Origin of the sequence: Sulfitobacter dubius, from assembly GCF_027214245.1 — a bacterium.
In the GTDB taxonomy this organism is placed as follows: Bacteria; Pseudomonadota; Alphaproteobacteria; order Rhodobacterales; family Rhodobacteraceae; genus Sulfitobacter; species Sulfitobacter dubius_A.
The window spans coordinates 401,394-424,903 of the sequence record NZ_JAPWHM010000001.1; the positions used below are offsets into that span (position 1 = coordinate 401,394).

24 protein-coding genes are annotated in these 23,510 nt (G+C 60.8%); 15 read left to right on the forward strand and 9 right to left on the reverse strand.

Annotation, left to right across the window (positions count from 1 at the left end; translation table 11 throughout):
* Positions 1 to 27: 27 nt before the first annotated feature.
* Both O4H31_RS01980 and O4H31_RS01985 read left to right on the forward strand, forming a co-directional pair.
* Complete coding sequence (locus O4H31_RS01980) at positions 28 to 1,251, forward strand: class I SAM-dependent RNA methyltransferase (RefSeq protein WP_269342249.1); 1,224 nt, start codon at positions 28 to 30, stop codon at positions 1,249 to 1,251.
* 114 nt (positions 1,252 to 1,365) lie between these two features.
* Entirely contained in the window at positions 1,366 to 1,863 is a 498-nt protein-coding gene (locus O4H31_RS01985) for a L,D-transpeptidase family protein (protein WP_269342251.1), read from the forward strand.
* 67 nt (positions 1,864 to 1,930) lie between these two features.
* Here the strand turns inward: O4H31_RS01985 and O4H31_RS01990 are convergent, their stop codons facing one another.
* A complete protein-coding gene (locus tag O4H31_RS01990; RefSeq protein ID WP_067627909.1) occupies positions 1,931 to 2,428 on the reverse strand; it encodes a CAP domain-containing protein in 498 nt (165 codons plus the stop codon).
* A 167-nt stretch (positions 2,429 to 2,595) separates the two neighbouring features.
* Here O4H31_RS01990 and O4H31_RS01995 point away from each other — a divergent pair, with 167 nt between their 5' ends.
* Together O4H31_RS01995 and O4H31_RS02000 are read left to right on the forward strand one after the other, a co-directional pair.
* Positions 2,596 to 3,207, forward strand: coding sequence for a L,D-transpeptidase (locus tag O4H31_RS01995; protein WP_067627906.1), 612 nt, complete (start codon positions 2,596 to 2,598; stop codon positions 3,205 to 3,207).
* 141 nt (positions 3,208 to 3,348) lie between these two features.
* Positions 3,349 to 3,531, forward strand: a complete 183-nt coding sequence (locus O4H31_RS02000; protein ID WP_067261136.1) for a hypothetical protein — start codon at positions 3,349 to 3,351, stop codon at positions 3,529 to 3,531.
* 104 nt (positions 3,532 to 3,635) lie between these two features.
* On the opposite strand, the gene hemH is transcribed toward O4H31_RS02000, so the two are convergent.
* Both hemH and O4H31_RS02010 read right to left on the reverse strand, forming a co-directional pair.
* Positions 3,636 to 4,724, reverse strand: a complete 1,089-nt coding sequence (gene hemH, locus O4H31_RS02005; RefSeq protein WP_269342263.1) for a ferrochelatase — start codon at positions 4,722 to 4,724, stop codon at positions 3,636 to 3,638.
* Between the two features lie 51 nt (positions 4,725 to 4,775).
* Positions 4,776 to 5,594, reverse strand: coding sequence for an SAM-dependent methyltransferase (locus O4H31_RS02010; RefSeq protein WP_269342265.1), 819 nt, complete (start codon positions 5,592 to 5,594; stop codon positions 4,776 to 4,778).
* Positions 5,595 to 5,608: 14 nt separating this feature from the next.
* On the opposite strand from O4H31_RS02010, the gene O4H31_RS02015 reads away from it, so the two are divergent.
* Genes O4H31_RS02015 through O4H31_RS02030 form a run of 4 tightly spaced genes read left to right on the forward strand, consistent with a single transcriptional unit; the run spans position 5,609 to position 7,917 of the window.
* The gene (locus O4H31_RS02015) at positions 5,609 to 6,340 is read left to right on the forward strand and encodes a ComF family protein (protein ID WP_269342267.1); all 732 of its coding nucleotides are present in this window, start codon (positions 5,609 to 5,611) and stop codon (positions 6,338 to 6,340) included.
* A gap of 37 nt (positions 6,341 to 6,377) precedes the next feature.
* Complete coding sequence (grxC, locus tag O4H31_RS02020; protein ID WP_067627897.1) at positions 6,378 to 6,638, forward strand: glutaredoxin 3; 261 nt, start codon at positions 6,378 to 6,380, stop codon at positions 6,636 to 6,638.
* Complete coding sequence (locus tag O4H31_RS02025; protein ID WP_269342286.1) at positions 6,635 to 7,465, forward strand: carbon-nitrogen hydrolase family protein; 831 nt, start codon at positions 6,635 to 6,637, stop codon at positions 7,463 to 7,465. Before grxC ends, O4H31_RS02025 begins: the two co-directional genes overlap by 4 nt.
* Positions 7,466 to 7,476: 11 nt before the next feature.
* The gene (locus O4H31_RS02030; protein WP_067627893.1) at positions 7,477 to 7,917 is read left to right on the forward strand and encodes a MarR family winged helix-turn-helix transcriptional regulator; all 441 of its coding nucleotides are present in this window, start codon (positions 7,477 to 7,479) and stop codon (positions 7,915 to 7,917) included.
* Here O4H31_RS02030 and ubiG read toward each other — a convergent pair.
* A complete protein-coding gene (ubiG, locus tag O4H31_RS02035) occupies positions 7,892 to 8,650 on the reverse strand; it encodes a bifunctional 2-polyprenyl-6-hydroxyphenol methylase/3-demethylubiquinol 3-O-methyltransferase UbiG (RefSeq protein WP_269342289.1) in 759 nt (252 codons plus the stop codon). The genes O4H31_RS02030 and ubiG overlap by 26 nt on opposite strands.
* Positions 8,651 to 8,698: 48 nt before the next feature.
* Here ubiG and pip point away from each other — a divergent pair, with 48 nt between their 5' ends.
* The 6 genes from pip (at position 8,699) to infB (ending at position 16,007) form a co-directional block, all read left to right on the forward strand.
* The gene (pip, locus tag O4H31_RS02040; protein ID WP_269342291.1) at positions 8,699 to 9,667 is read left to right on the forward strand and encodes a prolyl aminopeptidase; all 969 of its coding nucleotides are present in this window, start codon (positions 8,699 to 8,701) and stop codon (positions 9,665 to 9,667) included.
* The gene (locus O4H31_RS02045) at positions 9,664 to 10,530 is read left to right on the forward strand and encodes an ABC transporter substrate-binding protein (protein WP_269342293.1); all 867 of its coding nucleotides are present in this window, start codon (positions 9,664 to 9,666) and stop codon (positions 10,528 to 10,530) included. Before pip ends, O4H31_RS02045 begins: the two co-directional genes overlap by 4 nt.
* Positions 10,531 to 10,681: 151 nt before the next feature.
* Positions 10,682 to 11,260: a ribosome maturation factor RimP gene (gene rimP / locus O4H31_RS02050; protein ID WP_269342295.1), complete on the forward strand. Its 579-nt coding sequence runs from the start codon at positions 10,682 to 10,684 to the stop codon at positions 11,258 to 11,260.
* Positions 11,260 to 12,888: a transcription termination factor NusA gene (gene nusA / locus O4H31_RS02055; protein ID WP_269342297.1), complete on the forward strand. Its 1,629-nt coding sequence runs from the start codon at positions 11,260 to 11,262 to the stop codon at positions 12,886 to 12,888. Before rimP ends, nusA begins: the two co-directional genes overlap by 1 nt.
* A 20-nt stretch (positions 12,889 to 12,908) precedes the next feature.
* On the forward strand, positions 12,909 to 13,529 hold the full coding sequence (locus O4H31_RS02060) for an RNA-binding protein (protein WP_269342298.1): 621 nt from the start codon (positions 12,909 to 12,911) through the stop codon (positions 13,527 to 13,529).
* Positions 13,530 to 13,538: 9 nt separating this feature from the next.
* A complete protein-coding gene (gene infB / locus O4H31_RS02065) occupies positions 13,539 to 16,007 on the forward strand; it encodes a translation initiation factor IF-2 (RefSeq protein ID WP_269342300.1) in 2,469 nt (822 codons plus the stop codon).
* Between the two features lie 9 nt (positions 16,008 to 16,016).
* Here infB and O4H31_RS02070 read toward each other — a convergent pair whose 3' ends face one another.
* The 5 genes from O4H31_RS02070 to O4H31_RS02090 all read right to left on the reverse strand — a co-directional run bounded on the left by O4H31_RS02070 (position 16,017) and on the right by O4H31_RS02090 (position 20,539).
* A complete protein-coding gene (locus O4H31_RS02070; protein WP_269342302.1) occupies positions 16,017 to 16,823 on the reverse strand; it encodes a metallophosphoesterase family protein in 807 nt (268 codons plus the stop codon).
* The gene (locus O4H31_RS02075) at positions 16,820 to 17,737 is read right to left on the reverse strand and encodes a diacylglycerol/lipid kinase family protein (RefSeq protein WP_269342304.1); all 918 of its coding nucleotides are present in this window, start codon (positions 17,735 to 17,737) and stop codon (positions 16,820 to 16,822) included. The genes O4H31_RS02070 and O4H31_RS02075 overlap by 4 nt, the downstream gene beginning before the upstream one ends.
* 320 nt (positions 17,738 to 18,057) lie before the next feature.
* A complete protein-coding gene (locus O4H31_RS02080) occupies positions 18,058 to 18,456 on the reverse strand; it encodes a (deoxy)nucleoside triphosphate pyrophosphohydrolase (RefSeq protein ID WP_269342306.1) in 399 nt (132 codons plus the stop codon).
* A gap of 4 nt (positions 18,457 to 18,460) precedes the next feature.
* Complete coding sequence (gene argJ, locus O4H31_RS02085; protein ID WP_269342309.1) at positions 18,461 to 19,687, reverse strand: bifunctional glutamate N-acetyltransferase/amino-acid acetyltransferase ArgJ; 1,227 nt, start codon at positions 19,685 to 19,687, stop codon at positions 18,461 to 18,463.
* A 3-nt stretch (positions 19,688 to 19,690) separates the two neighbouring features.
* A complete protein-coding gene (locus tag O4H31_RS02090) occupies positions 19,691 to 20,539 on the reverse strand; it encodes a peptidylprolyl isomerase (RefSeq protein WP_269342311.1) in 849 nt (282 codons plus the stop codon).
* A 173-nt stretch (positions 20,540 to 20,712) separates the two neighbouring features.
* Between O4H31_RS02090 and secA the strand changes: the two genes are divergently transcribed.
* Positions 20,713 to 23,415: a preprotein translocase subunit SecA gene (secA, locus tag O4H31_RS02095; RefSeq protein WP_269342313.1), complete on the forward strand. Its 2,703-nt coding sequence runs from the start codon at positions 20,713 to 20,715 to the stop codon at positions 23,413 to 23,415.
* Positions 23,416 to 23,510 lie beyond the last annotated feature (95 nt).

Consider the following 23,510-nt stretch of genomic DNA (forward strand, 5'->3'; position numbering starts at 1 on the left):
TGGCCTTTGCCGCGCTATGGGCAGGCTATGACAGAACATCACATCTTGCGCCTTGGCCACCACGGCGACGGCATCGCCGAAGGTCCGATCTTTGCTCCGATGACCCTGCCGGGGGAAACCGTCAGCGGTGAGGTCGAGGGCCAGCAATTGCGCGACGTGCGGATCGTTACGCCCTCCGAACAGCGGGTCGCGCCGCCGTGCCGGCACTTCAAATCCTGCGGAGGCTGCCAATTGCAGCATGCGGCGGATGATTTCGTGGCGGCGTGGAAGGTGGATGTGGTGCGCAATGCGCTGTCGGCGCATGGGTTAGAGACAGAATTTCGCCCCATCCAAACCTCGCCTGCGCAATCGCGCCGCCGGGCCACCTTTGCTGCGCGCCGCACGAAAAAGGGTGCCATGGCGGGGTTCCATGGCCGCGCTTCTGACGTGTTGATCGAGGTGCCGGGCTGTCAGTTGGTCGACCCCGCGCTTTTGCCGGGCTTGAAGGTTGCAGAGGAACTCGCGCTGATCGGCACCAGCCGCAAGGCTGAATTGGCCGTGACCGTGACGCTGTCAGAAGAGGGGTTGGACGTGTCGGTTGCCAATGGCAAACCGCTCGACGGGCCGCTGAGGCAGCAGTTGGCGCAGACCTGTGAGGCTTTGGCGCTGGCACGGCTGACTTGGGATGGCGAGGTGATCGCGATGCGTGCGCCGCCCGCGCAGCACTTTGGCAGCGCAGCGGTCACGCCCCCGCCGGGCGCGTTTTTGCAAGCCACCCGCCATGGCGAAGCGGCCCTGCGCGCCGCCGTCGTAGATGCCGTGGGGCAGGCCGAGACCGTGGCGGACTTGTTCGCAGGCTGCGGCACCTTCGCTTTGCCACTGGCGCAAAAGGCGCGGGTTCATGCGGTTGAGGGCGATGCCGAGATGATCGCCGCGCTTGAGGGCGGCTGGCGTCGGGCCAAGGGGGCCAAACCGCTCACTGTTGAGACCCGCGATCTGTTCCGCCGCCCGCTTTTGCCGGATGAATTGGCCAAGATCGACGCCGTCGTACTGGACCCGCCCCGCGCCGGGGCCGAGGCGCAGGTGGCCGAGATCATCCGCGCCGGGGTGCCGCGCGTGGCCTATGTTTCGTGCAACCCGGTCAGCTTTGCCCGCGATGTGCAAAACATGGTGGCGGCAGGGTATCAGCTGGACTGGGTCCAGGTTGTGGATCAGTTTCGCTGGTCGTCGCATGTGGAGCTTGCCGCCTGCCTGACACTGCCGGAAGGTTAGGCAAAGGGGCTGCATTTGGCTCGGCTCATCACCTCTTTTTGAATGAAATTAATCCCTCATTGTGGTAGCTCAGGTAAAAAGGGCCGGAATGGCCGGGGCTTTGAGGGCACAGTGATGAAGCGCAGGACAATGATACTTGGCGGCACCGCTATGGTGGCGCTTGGTGCGTGCAGCAGCAGTAAATTCAAACGATACAATGGTCCCGAAGTGACCTATGTGGTTGTGAACAAAAGCCAACGTCGCATGATGTTGTTGCATCATAACCGCGTGCTGGAGGACTATCCGATCAAGCTGGGCTTCGCTCCGGTTGGTCACAAGACCTTTGAGGGGGACGGGCGCACGCCCGAAGGGCTCTACCGAATCGACCGTCGCAATCCGAACAGCCGCTTTCATCTTTCCGTCGGAATCGATTACCCCAACGCGCGGGATATCGAGACCGCCCGCGCCATGGGCAAAAGCCCCGGCGGCGACATCTTTATTCACGGGCAGAAAGACCCGCGGAAGAAAGAAAAGACCGATTGGACGTGGGGCTGTATCGCGGTCACCAACAAAGAGATCGAAGATGTCTATGCGATGGTGCGCGATGGCACGCCGATTCTGATCACACCCTAATCACCGGGTTGGTCAAAACGAAACCGGCCCCCGCAGGGGCCGGATAAACCGTTTGTTCAGTAAAAGATCAGTTGCCGACGACCAGCGTCCACCAGATTTTGCCACCGTTTTCCTGATACCAAGAGAAACCCATCTGGCGTCCATCGGGTGCCATCAAGATGCGGCGGGTGTCTGGCTGCTCCATCCAGGCGGCGAGGGTCTCAAGCTCGGTCTCATAGGTTTCCGAGATCACTTCGCCGACGAGGCCACCGGTATAGCCAACGCGCTGGATACGATCGATTGGCGAAGACCCGTCAGAGCCGAAGTGCCAAGGACGGTTCTGCACCGACATATCGCGCGAGTGGGTCGCGGCGGCGGCGTTCAGTTTGGCATCCAGCGCCAAAGGCGTGACCCCGGCCGAGCTGCGCAGCGCATTCACCGAGTCGAGCATGCGGAATTGGATTGTACCCGCGTCGGAACGGCTGATGCGGTAGGAACCGCCGGCTTTGCCGCCACTCGTGCTGGACGGGGCACAGGCAGATAGCGCAACCGTCAGCGCCAGCAGGATGGACAGGATACGGATCATATGAGCGCTCCACGCAATGAAATTTTTTCTGCCTTACATCGGGGCGCGTTGCAGTTCAAACGCACATAGGCGTGACTCTGCCGTATGGGGCTGGTTTCAATTGAAACTGCGTCTTTCGAGCCATATATATGGCGTTAATTAGCATAATTTCAGTTTGGAGACGCTCCATGTCCGCTCACCGTTTTTCGATTAAGAGCCGCCGTGGCTTTCTGGCTGGCAGCGCCGCGATGCTTGCCACACCGGCGCTGGCGCAAAGCACCTCTTCGTTCAACTCATCCGCTACGACCGAGACCGAGCGCGATCTGACTGAATCGGTCCAGCGCAATGTCTCGAGCTTCCGTATGTTGGATTGGCGCCCCTATTTCAGCAACACGCGCAACGGCGCGGTGCTGGTCGATATCGACAGCCGGGCGGTGCATTACTGGTCCGAGGATCAGAGCGTTTACAAGCTCTACCCCTCATCGGTGCCGCTGACCGAAGACCTCACGCGCCGGGGCCGCACCCGTGTCATCAAAAAGGTCGAGGGGCCAAGCTGGCGTCCCACGCCTTCCATGCTCAAGCGTAATCCCGAGTGGCCGCCCTATGTCGGGCCCGGCCCGGATAACCCGCTGGGCACCCATGCGCTTTACCTCAGCTGGACGTATTACCGTATCCACGGAACCCACGACACAAGAAAAATTGGGCGTAAGTCTTCCAATGGTTGCATTGGGCTCTATAACGAACATATCGCCGAACTTTTTGCCATGACAAAGGTTGGCACGCAGGTGTTGCTTATTTGACGACATCCCCCTGATTCCTTGATGCAATAGCTGATTCCGGGTTTGCAAACTTTTGCCGATACTGTTTAGAACGAGATTACGAGGTAAGTCTTGGGTGCGTGTATGTATATGATACAGCACGCCTATTCTGGAGGTTATGTTATGAAGAAACTCGTTCTCGCCGCTGCTCTGTCCGCTGCTGCATCGACTGCTTTTGCTGGTTCGCTGGCCGAGCCGATCGTCGAAGCACCGGTCATCGTGGAAGAAACAACAGGTTCGTCCTCGGGCATCCTGGTTCCCCTGATCCTGCTGGCACTGGTTGCCGCAGCTGTTGCTTCCGACTAATCGGAACTGACGATCAAACGGAAAAGGCGGTGCAGTGCACCGCCTTTTTTGTATTCTGCGTATGACTTTGAAAAAGGGGCCGCCGCAGCAACCCCAAGGCGGGCTTAGACCCAGCCAGCCAGATTTTCACTGATGATCGTGGTCAGTGCCTCGATATGCGCGTCATCATCGTTGAGGCAGGGGATATAGGTGAAATCCTCGCCGCCCGCCTCTTCAAAGCTTTCCTTGATCTCTTCGTTGATCTCTTCAAGCGTTTCGATGCAGTCGGCCGAGAAGGCGGGCGCGCAGACGGCGATGCTTTTCTTGCCCGCCTTGGCCTGACGGGCGACCTCTTCGACCGTGTAGGGTTGCAGCCATTCCTCGGGGCCGAACTGCGACTGGAAGGTCGTTATGATCTCGCTGTCGGCCCAGCCCAAACGCTCCTTCAGCAGGCGCGTCGTTTTCTGGCATTGGCAATGATAGGGGTCGCCCTCCATCAGATAGCGCTGAGGCAGACCGTGGTAGGAGCAGACCAGCAGGTCGGGCTTTTTGTCCTTCGCGGCATAGGCACGCTCAACCGATTGGGCCAGCGCTTCGATATAGTCGGGGCGGTCGAAATAGGGGGCGACCGTACGCGAGGCAGGCTGCCATTTTTCTTTTGCCAGCGCGGCAAAGAAAGCGTCATTCGCCGTCGCGGTCGTGGCCCCGGCATATTGCGGATAAAGCGGGAAAAACAGGATCTTCTGGCACCCCGAGGCGGTCATCGCTTCGACCTTGGACCGGGTCGATGGATTACCGTAGCGCATGGCGTAATCGACCATCACGTCGGCACCGTAACGCGCCTGCAGCGCCGCCTTGATCTTGGCAGTCTGCGACTTAGTGATCGTTGCCAGCGGGCTTTCGTTCTCGGCCTCGTTCCAGATGGATTTATAGGCCGCGCCGCTGGTGAAGGGGCGTTTGGTAAGGATTACCGTTTGAAGCAGAGGTTGCCACTTCCACGGGCTATAGTCGATCACCCGGCGGTCCGAGAGGAACTCGCTCAGGTAGCGGCGCATCGACCAATAGTCATAGCCGTCCGGCGTGCCGAGGTTGGCGAGTAGAACGCCAACCTTGGGACGCGGGACTTTGGGGTGATCGCTGGGGCCGTGTTCGGGTTGTCCGGAGTCTGGTTGGCCGGAATCTGGTTGGGCGGATTGGGGCTGGGCTGCCTGCATGGGGTTTCCTCGCATATGATCCGCGCAGAGATAGCCGCTTTGCAGATTGGGTCAATCGGGGAGCGGCTCCTCGCGACTATTCAGCGCATCTGCAAGCCGCTGTTGCGCCGATCCGGGGCGCAGCGGTTTCTGCTGGCTTTCATCCGGCGCCCACCCAGCGAGGAAGATCAAATCAAAGGTCGCGGTGATCCGGCCGGAGGGAGCGGTGAAATGGGTGGCGTAAAGCTCTGCGGCGCGGGTCAGAACCGCGCGGCCCGTGGGGCGACGCAGGCGGGCTTGTAGCGCGTTGGTTTCCCCCATCTCGCGCAGGTCGCGCATCAGGGCCCAAGCGTTTTCGTATTCCACGGTCAGCGGTTGGCTATCGGCCACCGGCAGCGCCAGTCCGGCACGTTGCAATAGCGCGCCAAGGTCGCGCAGTTCCCCCATCGGGGCAATGCGCGGCGACAGGCCGCCGGTCACTTCGGCTTCGGCCTGGCCAAGACAGGCCCGCAACTCATGCAGGGTCTGTCCGCCAAGCGCTACGGCGTGCAACAGCCCATCGGGCCGCAGCGCGCGGCGGCATTGGATCAATTGGCCGATAGGATCATTCGCCCAGTGCAGCCCCATGGCGTGGATCACCAGATCATGGGCCTGCGGTTCCAGCGCCAGCACTTCGGCCTCGGGGATAATCTGGGCCTCGGGGAAGGATGCCGCCCAGACCTGAGGGAAAGCGGTCACGATGGCTGAAGCGGTAAACGCTTTCTTAACCAATCCCACCCGATCCTGAACTTCTTCGGCTGCCGCCTGTTGCAGGAACATTCCTCGCGCCGTTGCGCGGGCGCGGCGATGGGCGAGGGCCTTGGGGTCGATCAGGGTGGGCTGTGCTGTCATGGGGAACACATAGAATGCCGCCACGGGGACTTCAAACAGCGCTCTCATTAATTTACCCGCCGCGCTGTCTGGGCTGTGGCGGGGTGGTGGACGCAGACTTTGGCCTTTGTGGCGGGTGCTGGCGTGACACATCCTTTATCGGTGGCACGGTCTGCGACGCCTGCGGCGTGCCGCTTCCGGGGGGCGGGGATGTGGCTTCACCGCATTGTGATGCTTGTCTTGCCACGCCGCGCCCTTGGGCGCAGGGCCGCACGGCGCTGCTTTATCGCGATATGGGGCGCAGGTTGGTGCTGGCGCTGAAACACGGCGACCGCCAAGAGATCGCTCGCCCGGCGGCACGCTGGATGGCACAGGCGGCGCAGGGCATCTTACCCGATGCCGCATTGATCGCGCCGGTGCCCCTGCATTGGCTGCGTCTGCTAAAGCGTCGGTACAATCAATCAGGGTTATTGGCCAAAGCACTCTCGGCCGAAACCGGGCATAGCTGGTGCCCGGACCTGTTGCAGCGGGTCCGGCACACGCCGTCGCTGGATGGGTTGGGTCGGGTGGAACGGTACAGCGTTCTGCAAGAGGCGATCCGCGTGCATCCGCGGCGGCGGCACCGTATCATCATGCGACCGGTGATTTTGGTGGACGATGTGTTCACTTCTGGCGCTACACTATCCGCCTGCACAGAGGCATGTCTTGCCGCCGGTTCCGGCCCCGTTTTCGTGCTGGCACTGGCGCGCGTGACCAAAGAGACCTAGATCACTGTGCAACGTTAACTGTTCAAAGGGTGATCCTATGCAACCTGTCGAAATCTATACGTCGCCGCTCTGCGGTTTTTGTCATTCCGCCAAACGCCTGCTGACCCAAAAGGGCGCGGCCTTTGATGAGGTCGATGTGCTGTCAGAGCCCGAGCGCAAGCAAGAGATGATCCAGCGTGCAGGCGGGGCCCGTACCGTGCCGCAGATCTTCATCGGGGACGTGCATGTGGGCGGCTGTGATGAACTCTATGCTCTGGACCGCGCCGGCAAACTCGACGCGCTGCTGCAAGACAGATGAAAATCGCGCTGCTGCAACTCAACGTCTCGGACGATCCGGTCGCCAATCTGATCGAAACCCGCGCCCTGTTGCGCGAGGCGGTGGCGGGCGGGGCAGCGTTTGTTCTGACGCCCGAGGTGACGAATTGCGTCAGCACCAGCCGGTCCCATCAGCAGGCGGTGCTCGCCTATGAGGAAGGCGACGCCACCCTCGCCGCCCTGCGCGAAGAGGCGGCGAAGGCGGGCATTTGGCTGCTGATCGGCTCACTCGCGCTCAAGACGCGGGGCGGCGACGGGCGCTTTGCAAACCGATCTATCCTGATCTCTCCGCAGGGAGAGATCGTGGCCCGCTACGACAAGATCCATATGTTCGACGTGGATATTAGCGCGACCGAGACCTACCGGGAATCCGCAGGCTATCGCCCCGGTGACAAGGCCGTGGTGGCCGAGACACCATTTGCCAAGATCGGCATGTCGGTTTGCTACGACATGCGCTTTCCCGCGCTTTATCAATCACTTGCCGAGGCGGGGGCGCATATCCTTACGATGCCTGCGGCCTTCTCTCCGGTGACGGGGGCCGCGCATTGGCACAGTCTGCTGCGGGCGCGGGCGATTGAGAATGGCTGTTATGTGCTGGCCCCGGCGCAGACCGGCACGCACGCCAGCGCCGAGCACAAAACCCGCGATACCTATGGGCATTCGCTGGTCGTGGCCCCTTGGGGGGAGGTGGTGTTGGATGCCGGGACGGCCCCCGGCGTTTACTTTTGTGACATGGACATGGAAGAATGTGACAAGGCCCGCGCCAAAGTGCCCAGCCTTGCCAACCGCCGCCCCTTTGCCGCGCCCTGACCGGACCCGAGATGACCGACGATAAAAACACACTTGCGATCATGCTGTTCGGTGAATTGCTGGCCGCCGATCAACAGGTGCGCAGCCGTCTTACGCGGGTCCTGCCGCGCGGGATGGAAATCTCGCATTTCTCGGTGCTGAATTCGCTTTCATGGCATGGCGGCGAACGCTCGCCCGCGCAATTGGCCGAGACTTTCAACGTCACCCGTGGTGCCATGACCAACACGCTGAGCAAGCTGGAATGGGCCGGTTATGTCCATATCCGCCCCGATTGGGATGACGCGCGGCGCAAAATGGTCGCGATCAGCCCTGCCGGGCGGCAGGCACGGGATGCGGCGGTGAACGCGATCACGCCGATGATTTCCAACGTGGTGGATGATCTGGGCGAAGAGCAGGTCCGCGCCACGCTGCCGATCCTGCGTGCGCTCAGACGTCAGTTGAGCCAGGGTTGAGGCTGGCGGTCACGTAGTTCACGCTCAGATCCCGATCCGACAGACGCCAAGACCATGCAACGGGGTTAAAGACGAAACCCTTGCGATCCACAGGCTCCAACCCGGCGCGGTTCAGCAGGTCAAAAAGTTCATCCGGTGTGATGAACTTGTTCCAGTCATGTGTGCCCTTGGGCAGCCAGCGCATCACATGCTCTGCGCCCACAATCGCCATCATAAAGGACTTCGGATTGCGGTTCAGGGTCGAACAGATGTGCAGCCCGCCGGGTTTCAGCAGGCGGCGGCAGGCGATCAGGTAGTCGATGGGGGAGGCAACGTGTTCAACGACCTCCATATTCAGCACCACATCGAATTTCTCACCCGCCTCGGCCATCGCTTCGGCGGTGGTGTGGCGGTAATCAATCTCCAGCCCCGACTGCTGCGCGTGGATCTGCGCGACGGGGATGTTGCCCGCCGCCGCATCCGCGCCGATCACCTCGGCCCCCAGCCGCGCCATCGGTTCGGACAGCAATCCACCGCCGCACCCAATGTCGAGAATGCGCAGACCCTTAAACGGCGCGTCGGCAGTCAGATCACGGTCAAACTCCCCGGCGATCTGGCTGGTGATATAGTCCAACCGGCAGGGGTTCAGCATGTGCAGCGGCTTGAACTTGCCGTTCAGATCCCACCATTCGGCGGCCATCGCCTCGAATTTGGCGATCTCGGCGGGGTCGATGGTTGATTGATCCGCTTGCATTCTGATCTCCCTGTGCTCTTTTGGGTTCAATGACTATATAGGGCGACAATGGACAAGTATCCCGACCAAAAACGCGACGCAGCGCATCTTTATCCGCCGGTTGAGCCTTTCGACCAGCGGATGTTGTCTGTGGGGCAGGGACATCAGGTCTATGTCGAACAATGCGGCAATCCCGATGGTATCCCCGTTGTCGTGCTCCATGGCGGCCCCGGCGGCGGCTGTAGCCCGGCGATGCGGCGGTATTTCGACCCAAAGGTGTACCGGGTGGTGCTGTTCGATCAGCGCGGCTGCGGGCGCTCCACCCCGCATGCGTCGGTCACGGACAACACGACATGGCATTTGGTCGCGGATATCGAGCTGATTCGCAGCACACTGGGTATCGACAAATGGATGGTTTTTGGCGGTTCTTGGGGGGCGACCTTGGCCCTGATCTATGCCCAAGCGCATCCGGAGGCCGTGCGCCATCTGATCTTGCGCGGCGTGTTCTTGATGACGCAGGCCGAGCTTGATTGGTTCTACGGCGGCGGGGCCGGGCGGTTCTGGCCCGAGCTTTGGGCGCGTTTCGTGAACCTGATCCCCGAAGATGAGCGTGACGATCTAATTGCGGCCTATCACCGGCGGCTGTTCTCGGGTGATCTGCGGGTCGAGCAGGACTATGGCCGCGCATGGGCCGCTTGGGAGAACGCGCTGGCCTCGGTGCAGTCCGATGGCGTGTCGCATGGCGGGCCATCGGCCTATGCGCGGGCGTTCTCGCGGTTGGAAAACCATTATTTCACCAATAACGGTTTTCTGGAGTTCGACGGTCAGATCCTCGAACATATGGGCCGCATCGCGCATATCCCGGGGGTGATCGTGCAGGGGCGCTATGACATGATCTGCCCCCCTTCGGGCGCCTACGCGCTGGCCGAGCGCTGGCCCAATGCCGATTTGCGGATGATCCGCAACGCGGGCCACGCCTTGTCAGAGCCGGGGATCAGTGCAGAACTGGTGCGGACCATGGATAGGATTGGCCAGTGACGCGCGGGCGCAACTCTCTGCTGGATCGCCGGGCGCTTTTCACCACCGGCGCGGCTGCGGCCCTGCTGGCCGCGACAGGTGCCAGCGCGGGGGAGCCGCCCCGGCGCGGCGGTCGTTTGCGGCTGGCGCTTTCCGGTGCCACCCGAGAGGATACATGGGTCCACGGCGAGGGGCTTTTTATACAGGTCGCACGTCAGGGCATGATCTTCGACACGCTGACCGAAGTGGCGGGCAACGGCATCTTGAAAGGGGAGTTGGCGACCGGCTGGCAAGCGAGCGAGGGTGCGCGACAGTGGCGGTTTGATCTCCGGCCCGATGTGCGGTTTCACGACGGCAGCCCGCTAACCGCAAACGATGTGGTAGCCACTCTGCAAAGGGTACTGCCTCAAACTGAGATTTCCGCGCGGGGTGCCCTGCATGTGCAGATCACCCTGCCCCAAGCGAATCCCGGTCTGCCGCTGTTGCTGTCCGAACCGCGCTATGTGATCCGCCCCGCCCATGCCCCTGAGGCGGGGATCGGCACCGGGCTTTACCGTCTGCGGCGCTTTTCCGCCGGGCGTCAGGTTTTGGCCGAGCGGGTAGAGACGCATTACAAAGACGGCATCGCCGGATGGTTCGATACGGTCGAGCTTGTCTCGATCCCGGCGCGGGAGGTGCGCGCGCAGGCATTGAGCGAAAGGCTTGTTGATGCAGCGGATTTACCCGCACGGCCCCGCTACCGCGAGCGGGGTGATGTGACGCTTCAGGCCGATAGCGCCGGCGGGGTCAGCGCCCTGTCGGACGATCTACGCCAACCGCCGAACCCCGGACGCCAAGCGCCGATGGACAACCTGCGCGCGCCCGAGCGGTGGTGGTTCGGCTAAGAGGGGTTGCAGTTTCAGGCTTTCCGGCCTATATCCCCTTTCAACAGCGGCGCTTTCGGGTCCAAACCGAAGGCTCCACCGATCTTGAACACGGGCCGCGCGCCCGTTTTTTTATGCCTGAACGAAACTGCCAGATTAAATTGGATGTCTCATGTCGAACGACCTGATTGCCAAAGCTGCCATTGACCGCCGTCTGGCCGAGATCATCACCCCGGTGATCGAGGACATGGGCTTTGAACTGGTGCGCGTCCGCCTGATGTCGGGCAAGTCTACTATCCTGCAAGTCATGGCCGACCGGCCTGATGGCGGGATCGAAGTGGATGAATGCGCCAAGATTTCGCAGGCCATCGGTGCGGTTCTGGATGTCGAAGATCCAATCCTTGACGAATACGCGCTTGAGGTTTCCAGCCCCGGCATCGACCGCCCGCTGACGCGGCTCAAGGATTTCGATGCGTTCGAGGGCTATGAGGCCAAGATCGAAACAACCGAGCTGATCGGCGGCCGCCGCCGCTTCAAGGGTGAGCTGGCAGGTGTCGAGGGTGGCGAAGTGCTGATCAACGTCGAAGAAGGTACCATCGGCCTCCAGTTCGACTGGCTCAGCGACGCGAAGCTGGTGCTGACCGACGACCTGATCAAAGAAATGCTCCGCCAGCGCAAAGCGTCTGGTGCGATCGACGAAAACGAATTTGATGATATCGAGACTGAAGAGTCTGCTGAGGGAGACACCTAATGGCCATTACATCTGCAAACCAGCTTGAGCTGTTGCAAACCGCCGAGGCGGTGGCGCGCGAAAAGATGATCGACCCCGGTCTGGTCGTCGAAGCGATGGAAGAATCCCTCGCCCGTGCCGCCAAGTCCCGCTATGGCGCCGAGATGGACATCCGGGTCGACATCGACCGCAAGACCGGCAAAGCGACATTTACCCGCGTTCGCACCGTGGTCGAGGATGATGAGCTTGAGAACTATCAGGCCGAGTTCACCGTCGATCAGGCCAAGCAATACATGGCCGACCCCAAGGTGGGCGACACCTACGTCGAAGAAGTACCCCCGGTTGAGATGGGCCGCATCGCGGCGCAGTCGGCCAAGCAGGTGATTTTGCAGAAGGTCCGCGAAGCTGAGCGTGACCGCCAGTTCGAAGAATTCAAAGACCGCGCCGGTACAATCATCAACGGTCTTGTCAAGCGCGAAGAGTATGGCAACGTCATCGTCGATGTGGGCGCCGGCGAAGCGATCCTGCGCCGCAACGAAAAGATCGGCCGCGAGAGCTATCGCCCGAACGACCGTATTCGCGTTTACATCAAAGACGTGCGTCGCGAGCAGCGTGGCCCACAGATTTTCCTGAGCCGCACCGCGCCTGAGTTCATGGCCGAGCTATTCAAGATGGAAGTGCCGGAAATCTATGACGGCATCATCGAGATCAAGGCGGTCGCCCGCGACCCCGGTTCGCGCGCCAAGATCGCTGTGATTTCGCATGACGGCTCCATCGACCCCGTCGGTGCCTGTGTTGGTATGCGCGGTAGCCGCGTGCAGGCCGTCGTGAACGAGCTTCAGGGCGAGAAAATCGACATCATCCCGTGGAACGAAGACCAGCCGACCTTCCTTGTGAACGCGCTGCAGCCTGCGGAAGTCTCCAAGGTGGTTCTGGACGAAGAAGCCGGCAAGATCGAAGTCGTCGTGCCCGAAGAGCAGCTGTCGCTTGCGATTGGCCGCCGTGGTCAAAACGTGCGTCTGGCCAGCCAGCTGACCGGTCTCGATATCGACATCATGACCGAAGAGCAGGAAAGCCAGCGCCGTCAGGCCGAGTTTGAACTGCGCACCAAGCTGTTCATGGACAACCTCGATCTGGACGAATTCTTTGCCCAGTTGCTGGTTTCCGAAGGCTTCACCAACCTCGAAGAAGTGGCCTACGTTGAAGTCGACGAACTGCTGGTCATCGACGGTGTGGACGAAGACACGGCGGGTGAGTTGCAGGCCCGTGCCCGCGACGTGCTCGAAGCGCAGAACAAAGCCGCGCTTGATAATGCCCGTGCGCTCGGTGTCGAAGACAGCCTGGTTGAATTTGAGGGTCTGACCCCCCAAATGATAGAAGCGCTGGCCAAGGACGACGTGAAGACCTTGGAAGATTTCGCCACCTGTGCCGATTGGGAACTGGCTGGCGGCTGGACCACGGTCAACGGCGAGCGTGTTAAGGACGATGGCGCGCTTGAGCCCTTTGAGGTCAGCCTTGAAGACGCCCAAGCCATGATCATGACCGCCCGTGTCATGCTGGGCTGGGTCGACCCGACCGAGCTTGAAGCCGATGCGGAAGAAGACGACGTAGAAACAGACGGCGAAACCGCCGAGGAGGCCGAGGCCTAATCGGGCCTCGGGGGTTGCACATGGGACGCGGTGGCGCCTCGAATGACCGTTCAGACGGTGCAGAACGCAAGTGCATTGCCACGGGCGACGTGCAACCAAAACACGGGTTGATCCGTTTTGTGATCGGCCCGGACAATCAGGTTTACCCAGATATTTTGGGTAAACTGCCGGGCCGGGGCATTTATGTCTCGGCGGATCGTGCCGCGCTGGAACTTGCGGTAAAGAAAAAGGCCTTTGCTCGGTCGGCGAAACAGCCGGTCACGCTGCCAGACGGGTTGATCGTCGAAGTCGAACAGCAATTGGCGCGCCGGGTGGTGGAGCTGATCTCGCTCCAGCGCAAGGCAGGCAAGGCGGTCGCCGGCTACGAAAAGGTCAAGGGTTGGTTGCAAACCGAAGAGGCCGAAGTATTGATACAGGCCGTAGACGGGTCAGGGCGCGGTAAGTCCAAGCTGAGCACCCCTCATTACGGTCACTACATCGGTTGGTTGACAGCCGATGAATTGGGTTTGGCATTCGGTCGCCAAACTGTGATACATGGGGCGCTCGCCTCTGGTGGACTCACGCAACGTGTTGTAGAGGAAGCCGGACGACTTAAAGGCGTGCGCGTAAACGAGGGTGGCAACGGCCATCCGAAAGGATAGACGAGCTTCATGAGCGATAGTGACGGCAAGAAAACATTGGGTCTGCGCGGTGGCGCACGTCCGGGGAATGTAAAGCAAAGCTTTAGCCACGGGCGTACCAAAAACGTTGTGGTCGAAACCAAGCGCAAGCGTGTTGTGGTGCCCAAGCCGGGTGGCCAGAAACCAACCGGGCCGGGCGCCGGGCCGATTGGCGATCCCAAGAAGCGCCCCGCGGGCATCACCGATGCCGAGATGGAGCGTCGTCTGAAAGCTGTTCAGGCCGCCAAAGCCCGTGAGGTTGAGGAAGCCGCAGCACGTGAGGCCGAGGAAAAGGCCCGCGCCGAAGAGCGTGAGCGCCGCCGGGCCGAGATCGAAGCCAAGGAACGCGAAGAGCGTGAGCGCGAAGAAAGCCTTAAAGCCAAGGCAGAGGAAGACGCGCGCCGCAAAGCAGAGGCTGAAGCCGCTGCCGCCGCACCCGCGCCCGAACCTGCCGCTGCACGCGAGCCGGGCAGCAAGCCCATGCCCGCCGCAACGCCGCGTAAAACCACAGAGCGTGACCGCGACGACAGCAAGAAGCGCAGCAAAGGTGGCGACAGCCGCCGCGCGGGCAAGCTGACCGTCAATCAGGCTCTCGCCGGTGGCGAAGGTGGCCGTCAGCGTTCCATGGCGCAGATGAAGCGCAAGCAGGAACGTGCCCGTCAGAAAGCGATGGGTGGTCAGGTCGAGCGTGAAAAGATCGTGCGTGACGTGCAACTGCCGCCCGCCATCGTGGTCTCTGAACTGGCGAACCGCATGGCCGAAAAGACCGGCGCGGTGGTCAAGGCGCTGATGCAAAACGGCCTGATGGTGACCCAGAACGAAACCATCGACGCCGATACAGCCGAGCTGATCATCGAAGAATTCGGCCACAAAGTAGTGCGCGTTTCCGACGCCGATGTCGAAGACGTCATCAAAGAGGCCGTGGACGATCCCAAGGATCTGCAGGGCCGTCCCCCGGTCATCACGATCATGGGCCACGTTGACCACGGTAAAACATCGCTGCTCGACGCGATCCGTAATGCGAAAGTGGTTGCTGGCGAAGCGGGCGGGATCACCCAGCACATCGGTGCCTATCAGGTCACGACCGACAATGGCGCGGTGCTGTCCTTCCTTGATACGCCGGGCCACGCGGCCTTTACCTCCATGCGTTCGCGCGGGGCTCAGGTAACGGATATCGTGGTTCTGGTGGTCGCGGCGGATGACGCCGTGATGCCGCAAACGATCGAGGCGATTGCCCACGCGAAAGCGGCCAAAGTGCCGATGATCGTGGCAATCAATAAGATCGACAAACCTGCCGCAAATCCTGACAAGGTTCGTACCGATCTGCTTCAGCACGAAGTCATCGTCGAGAAGATGTCCGGTGATGTGCAGGATGTCGAAGTCTCGGCCGCAACGGGCCAAGGTCTCGACGAACTGCTCGAAGCCATCGCGCTGCAGTCTGAAATCCTCGAACTCAAGGCGAACCCGAACCGGGCCGCAGTGGGCGCGGTGATCGAAGCGCAGCTTGACGTGGGCCGCGGCCCCGTGGCGACCGTGCTGGTACAAAACGGCACGTTGCGTCAGGGCGATATCTTTGTTGTGGGTGAGCAATACGGTAAGGTCCGTGCGCTGATCAACGACCAAGGTGAGCGCGTCAAAGAAGCCGGGCCATCGGTCCCGGTCGAGGTGCTTGGCATCAACGGCACGCCAGAGGCCGGTGACGTATTGAACGTGACCGAAACCGAAGCGCAGGCCCGCGAGATTGCTGAATACCGCGCCAATGCTGCCAAGGACAAACGTGCCGCTGCCGGTGCTGCCACGACGCTGGAACAGCTCATGGCCAACGCCAAGGCGAACGAAGACGTCAGCGAGCTGCCGATTTTGGTCAAAGCCGACGTGCAGGGTTCTGCCGAAGCGATCGTTCAGGCGATGGAGAAAATCGGCAACGACGAAGTCCGTGTTCGGGTTCTGCACTCCGGTGTGGGCGCGATCACCGAGACGGATGTTGGCCTTGCCGAAGCCTCCGGCGCACCGATCATGGGCTTTAACGTCCGTGCCAACGCCTCGGCCCGGAACACTGCGAACCAGAAGGGCGTCGAAATCCGCTACTACTCGGTCATCTATGACCTTGTGGATGACGTCAAAGCGGCTGCAAGCGGCCTGCTCAGCGCCGAGATCAAAGAAAACTTCATTGGCTATGCCAACATTAAAGAAGTCTTCAAGGTCACCGGTGTGGGCAAAGTTGCGGGCTGTCTGGTCACCGAAGGCGTCGCCCGCCGCAGCGCCGGTGTGCGTCTGCTGCGCGACAACGTCGTGATCCACGAAGGTACGCTGAAAACGCTCAAGCGCTTCAAAGACGAAGTGCCTGAGGTTCAGTCTGGTCAGGAATGCGGCATGGCATTCGAGAACTACGATGACATTCGTCCCGACGATGTGATCGAGATTTTCGAGCGCGAAGAAGTGACCCGCACATTGGCCTAAGCCAAGCGCTTACAAGACAAATTCCCCAGAGGCCCGGTCAAATTGCCGGGCCTCTGCTTTTGTGAAGGCCTTTTTGCCGTCGTCAAAGCTGATCCGCGCAAGGTTGACGTGCAGGGGCGAGATATCGATCAGATTGAAATCATTCGGTTCCCCCCGCTGGCGTGACGACAGGCTGGTGCCCGCGTGCAACTGGATTGCCAGATGGCCGTCATGCTCCGGCGCCGGGTGGGCAAAGGTGCCCGCGTGCCAAATGTGCAGATGGCCTGACAGGATCAGGTCCGCGCCGCAGTCCAGAAGCCGTTTCAAGGCACGTTGCGCGCCCGGAATGGGCCGCTTGTCAGTTTCATTGGGGTGATCCAGCGGATGGTGGCACACCGCAATGCGCAATGTGTTCTTCCCGCCACGCGACAGGGCACGGCAGGCCCGCCCCAAACGGCGCAGGCCCAGTTTGCCGGTCTGCCATTTGAAGCGGTCGACGGTGTTGATCCCCACAGCGACAAAATCCGCGCCTTCGTGCACCGGGGTCAGATCGTGATTGATCCAGCGCCGGTAGTAACGCCAAGGGGCCAAGAACCGGGTAAAGGGGCGGTGCAGGGGGATGTCGTGGTTGCCCGGCACGCTCAAGACAGGCGCATTGATCCGGTCGATAAAGGCCCGCGCCGCACGATATTCCTTTTCCCGCGCCCGTTGGGTCAGATCGCCTGAGATGATCACCAGATCGGGGTCATAACCGTTCACGGCCTCCAACAAGGGCATAAGAAGGTCGGGCCGGTCCTTGCCGAAGTGCAGGTCGGATAGGTGGATCAAGCGGCTCATCGCACGTCCTTTCCAGAGGCGCGCGGGACGAAAATATGGATGGGAGAGGTCGCCCGGGTGAGCCTATAGGGGCCCTTCATTACCGCAATCTCTCCGTCCCGCGCGACATATCGTTTGCGCTGTTTCATACGTATTTCGATCTCGGACCCGCAGAGCATTTCATAATCGGTATGATGTTTTGCCATGCCTGTGGCTAATGCCACCGCATGGCGCAGCAGGCCAAAGCGGTAGGTATCGGGGGCGACCAGCAGCACCATATCGCCGCGCGCGATACAGTCTTGCCCCGCAAGACCCATTTGATCCAATTGAAAGGCGTTGTTGACAGCAAATACAAGCGGGGTCCGTAGCTCGGTCTCTTTGCCGTCGACCACAATGGTCAGCTTGAGCGACGTGCGAAAATCTATCAAGGCTTTGATCACCGACCAGTAGGCAGCGATCCGACTGCGGCCCCAGCGGCGATAGATACCTTCACGAGTTTTGAGGATCGCCGGGTAGGCCCCGATGCTGGCATTGTTCAAGAATGTCTCACCGTTGATCGTCGCCACATGCACCGCGCGGCTTTCGCCGCGTGCGATGACATCAACCGCCTCTTGCAGGTCTTCTGGAATGCCCATCGACCGCGCAAAATAGTTGAAGGTGCCCTGCGGGATGATGCCAAGCGGGCGGTCCTGATCCTTCATCGCCGAGGACACGCCAGAGATCGTGCCATCCCCCCCGGCCACGGCAATGATGCCTTCGGCCATAGACAGGGCTTGGCGAGCCGCACTGGCTGGGTCATTCCGTTTGTCGATGTGAATGAATTCCGCCGTGACCCCGTGCCGCGCAAAGGCAGCTTGTATGGTCCTTTCGGCTTGGTCACCGTTTTGACGGCCCGAACCGCGGTTCAGGATGACAATAGCGCGCTTCGATGACATAAAATCCCCTGCCAAATGCTCAGGGGAAACGCGGTGGAACGCCTATTTGTTCACCTAAATAGGCGTTCCGCGCAGATTTTTCAGACTGGTCTGCCTTCGAAAATCTTACCGTCGACTTGAACAGCCATGCGACCGCCCGCCAACATTTTTACAAAAATACCCTGAACGTAAATGGAACTTCCGATTGCGATGGTTCTCAACATGTCGGCACCCTTTCATACAGATGTTACAACTCTGCCTCAGGATGATGCGCTTTGGGTTAAAAAATCCGCAACATGCTGAGTGATTGGTGATCACTAGTGCAATTCTGCCACTCTAGGCTAGAGCCAATCACGCAATATTGATATGAGCGGCACGTCTGCTTCGGGCATCGGATAGCCGCGCATTTCATTGGGACGCACCCATTTCAGGGTCTGCCCTTCGCGCGACACCGGGGTGCCGCCCCATTTGCGGCAGGCAAAAAGCGGCATCAGCAGATGAAAATCACTGTAGCTATGGCTGGCGAAGGTCAGCGGGGCGAGGCAGGATTCCCATGTCTCGATCCCCAACTCTTCGTGCAACTCCCGGATCAACGCCGCCTCTGGCGTTTCACTGGGTTCGATCTTGCCGCCGGGAAACTCCCATAGGCCCGCCATTGGCTTGCCTTCGGGCCGCTGCGCCAAAAGCACACGGCCATCAACGTCGATCAAAGCGGCGGCAGACACGAGCACTGTCTTCATCGGATCAGGACCGGTAGTCGGCGTTGATGTCGATGTAGCCGTGGGTAAGGTCACAGGTCCAGACGGTGCAGCGGCCTTCGCCGAGGCCCAGATCGACGCCGATGACGATGTTCTGGCCCTTCATATGGGCGGCCGCATCCTCTTCGGAATAGTCGGGGCTGCGCCAGCCGTCGCGGGCGACCTCCACATCGCCGAAGCGGATCGAGAGGCGGTCACGATCTGCCGGAGCGCCTGATTTCCCGATGGCCATGACGACGCGGCCCCAGTTGGGGTCTTCCCCAGCGATGGCGGTTTTGATCAGCGGCGAATTGGCGATGGCCATGGCGTGGACCTTGGCCTCGTCATCGTTGGAGGCACCGGTGACGGCCACTTCGACGAACTTCTGCGCGCCTTCGCCGTCTTTGACGACCTGATGTGCAAGGTCCATCATCACGTCACGCAGCGCCGTGTCGAAGGCTTCGTTATCCGACACATCGACACCTGAGGCCCCTGTCGCGGCCATGATCAGCGCGTCAGAGGTGGAAGTATCGCTGTCGACGGTGATGCAGTTGAATGTCGTCTCGGTATGGGTCGAAAGGCGGTGTTGCAGCGCATCTGTCGCGATTACCGCATCGGTAAAGATATAGACCAGCATGGTGGCCATATCGGGCGCGATCATGCCCGAGCCTTTGGCGATCCCCGCGATTGAGACGGTTTTGCCGTCGATCTCTACGGTCGCGCTGGCGCCTTTGGGGAAAGTATCCGTTGTCATTATGGCCCGCGCGGCGTCTTCGATGCCTGCAGGGTCGAGTTTTGCGTGGAGATCGCCCAGCACGGCGGTGATCCGTTCGTGGGGCAGGGGTTCGCCAATGACGCCGGTGGACGAGGTGAAAACCCGCGATTGCGGCACGCCGCAGGCTTCGGCGGCGGCGGCGGTGATCGCCTCGACCGCGTCGGTGCCGCCGCGCCCGGTAAAGGCGTTGGCATTGCCAGAGTTCACGACGATAGCGGCGCCATCATCCGAGGCGCCGCCGATTTTTGCCTGGCAGTCCAGCACCGGGGCAGCGCGGGTGGCAGAGCGTGTGAACGCCCCCGCCACAGCACTGCCCGGTGCCAGCTTCGCCAACATCACATCGGTGCGGCCTCGATAGCGCACGCCAGCGGCGATGGTGGCGAATGTCACGCCGTCGATAACCGGAAGGTCGGGAAAACGGGCCGGGGCGAGCGGCGAGACAGCCAGTGATTTACCCATGGGTCAGTTCAGCCATTCAATGTTTTTCAGAACAGTCGGATCGATGCCTTCGGCGGCGCTGCGGTCAACCTCGGCGGCCTCGGTCAGGCTTTCGATGGCTTCCTGCACTTTGGTCTGGCGCACTTGAGTCTCAAGCTCTTCGCGCACATCTTCCAGCGCAGGCGCTTCGCCTGTCCGGGTCTCGTTCAGCTTGATGACATGCCAGCCGAATTGAGTTTCCACCGGATCAGACACACTGCCGGCTTCCATGCCAGCCACGGCCTCTTCAAAGGCGGGCACCATCATGCCGGGGCCGAACCAACCGAGCGAACCGCCACCGGGGCCGGAGGGGCCGGTCGATTTCTCTTTCGCCACTTCGGCAAAGTCCGCACCTTCGTCGAGTTCAGCCTTGATCGCGTCGGCTTCTTCCTTGGTTTCGACAAGGATGTGCGAGGCGTTGAATTCCTGCTCAGGCTCGACGTCTTTGTACTGCGCGTCATAGGCGGCTTGCAGTTCTTCGTCGCTGACATCTTCGGCCATCACGCCTTCGATCGCCTCACCTGCGGTGAGCGAGCGAGTCTCGTTTTCGATCGACAGGGTCACGCGCGGCGGCAATTCGCCGGTAAAGCTGTCGGCGAGGGCCGTTTGCTGCACCAACTGGTCGAGGATGCCTTTGAACAGCACGTCATCGGGCAGCTGCTGGTACTGCTGGGGCAGGCTGGCACGCGCGACAAGCATATGGCCAAGCGTGATTTCAGTGTCGTTGACGGTGGCAACAACCGTGTCGACACCCGGTTCGTCTTGGGCGGCAACAGGCAGCGCCACAGCGGCGGCAAGCGCCAAAGACGACAGAAAAGTGAGGGGTTTTTGCATGGTTGGGTCCAATCGCTTCCTTCGTAGCAGGGCTGCTACATTGACAGTGTATGGCACGCCCCTTACATCGCCTTATGGCGCTGAGAGGCGCGGGCTCATCCACTATCTATGGGCTGCCATGGCGCTCGGCAACCAGATCGGCGCAAGACACCATAACTTCGGCGGGAGATTACATGCTGGGTATCGGAACAATCGCCAAAAAGGTCTTTGGCACGCCAAACGACCGGAAGATCAAGGCGACCCGTCCGCTTGTGGCACGGATCAATGCGCTGGAGCCTGAGTTCGAAAAGCTAAGCGACGACGAGATCAAGCTGCGCACGGAAGAGTTGGCCAAACGGGCCGATGCGGGCGAGGACCTTGACGATCTGCTGCCCGAAGCCTTTGCCAACTGCCGTGAGGCGGCCCGTCGTACCCTTGGCTTGCGGGCCTTTGACACCCAGCTTCTGGGCGGCATCTTCCTGCATCAAGGCAATATCGCCGAGCAGAAGACCGGTGAGGGCAAGACCCTGACCGCGACCTTCGCGGCCTACCTCAACGGGCTCACGCATAAAGGCGTGCATGTGGTGACGGTGAACGAATACCTCGCCAAACGTGACGCCGAATGGATGAGCAAAGTCTTTGGTGCCTTGGGGCTGACCACCGGGGTCGCCTATTCCGGCATGCCCGAAGATCAAAAGCGCGCGGCCTATGCCTGCGACATCACCTATGCCACCAACAACGAGTTGGGCTTCGATTATTTGCGCGACAACATGAAGTCGAACCTGTCGGACATGCTGCAGCGCGGGCATAACTTTGCCATCGTGGACGAAGTCGACAGTATCCTGATCGACGAAGCGCGGACGCCGCTGATCATCTCTGGCCCCTCGCAGGACCGCTCGGAGATGTACCAGATCATCGACGCGCTGATCCCCTCGCTGACCGAAGAACATTACGAGCTGGACGAGAAAACCCGCAACGTGACCTTCACCGACGAGGGCAATGAGTTCCTCGAAGAGCAGCTGCGCGCCCGTGATCTGATCGAAGAGGGGATGACCCTTTATGATCCCGAAAGCACGACCATCGTGCACCACGTCAACCAAGGTCTGCGCGCGCACAAGCTGTTCCAGCGCGACAAAGACTACATCGTCCGCGACGGCGCGGTGACGTTGATCGACGAATTCACCGGTCGCATGATGCCGGGCCGCCGCTTGTCGGATGGCCTGCACCAAGCGATTGAGGCCAAAGAAGGCGTTGATATCCAGCCCGAGAACGTGACCCTCGCAAGCGTTACCTTCCAGAACTACTTCCGTCTTTACGACAAGCTGGGCGGTATGACCGGCACGGCCCTGACCGAAGCCGAGGAATTCGCCGAGATTTACGGCCTTGGCGTTGTCGAAGTGCCGACCAACGTGCCGATTGCCCGTGTCGACGAAGACGACGCCGTCTATCGCACCGCGCGCGAAAAATACGAGGCGATGATTGAAAAGGTGAAGGAAGCCCACGCCAAGGGTCAGCCTTGCCTCGTCGGCACCACCTCAATCGAAAAGTCCGAACAGCTCAGCGCCATGCTGACCGCCGACGGGATCGAGCATAACGTGCTCAACGCCCGCCAGCACGAGCAGGAAGCGCAGATCATCGCCGATGCCGGCAAGCTTGGCGCCGTGACCATCGCGACCAACATGGCGGGCCGTGGCACCGACATTCAGCTGGGCGGCAACGTCGAACTGAAAGTGCTCGACGCGCTGGACGCCGATCCCGAAGCGGATCCGGCCAATATCCGCGCCCAGATCGAAGCGCAGCACGCCGAAGAAAAGCAGAAGGTGCTGGAGGCCGGCGGTCTTTATGTTCTGGCGTCCGAGCGTCACGAGAGCCGCCGAATCGACAACCAGTTGCGCGGCCGTTCGGGCCGTCAGGGCGACCCGGGCCGCACCTCTTTCTTCCTGTCGCTCGAAGATGACCTAATGCGCATCTTCGGCTCTGAACGGCTTGAGAAAGTGTTGACCACGCTGGGCCTTAAAGAAGGCGAAGCGATTGTGCACCCTTGGGTGAACAAATCGCTGGAGCGCGCGCAGGCGAAGGTCGAAGGCCGCAACTTTGACATCCGTAAGCAGCTGTTGAAGTTCGACGACGTGATGAACGAGCAGCGTAAGGTGATCTTTGGCCAGCGCCGCGAGATCATGGAGGCGGACAACCTCAATGAGATCGTCACCGACATGCGCGAGCAGGTGATCGACGATCTGATCGACACCTATATGCCGCCCAAAACCTACGCCGATCAGTGGGACACCCAAGGTTTCTATGCCGCGGTGATCGAACAGCTGAACGTCGATGTGCCGATCATCGCATGGTGCGAAGAAGACGGCGTGGATGACGAGGTGATCCGCGAACGTCTGATGCAGGCCACGGATGAGCTGATGGCCAAAAAGGCCGAGGCTTTCGGCGAAGAGAACATGCGCAACATCGAAAAACAGTTGTTGTTGCAAGCCATCGACACCAAATGGCGCGACCACCTGCTGACGCTGGAGCATCTGCGTTCGGTCGTGGGCTTTCGCAGCTACGCGCAGCGCGACCCGCTGAACGAGTATAAAAACGAAGCCTTCCAACTGTTCGAGACGATGCTCGACAGCCTGCGGCAGGACGTGACTCAGAAACTGGGGCAAATCCAACCGATGAGCGAAGAGCAGCGTCGCGAGATGATGCAGGAAATGGCCACCCGTCAGGCCGCCATGCAGGCCGCTGCAACCGAGGCCGCAGATGAGGCATCTGAACAGGCCGAGGCCGCCGCACCCGGCTTTGATGAGAACGACCCCGCCACATGGGGCAACCCTGGCCGGAACGATCTCTGCCCCTGTGGTTCTGGCAAAAAGTTCAAGCACTGCCACGGCCAGATCACCTGAGCCGCGACATCTTTTCGCCCATAACTTGGCGTTTCAGGGCCATACCCCGGCCCTGATCCCCGCTCATAAAGTCTCCAACGAATCCGTTGAAGGAG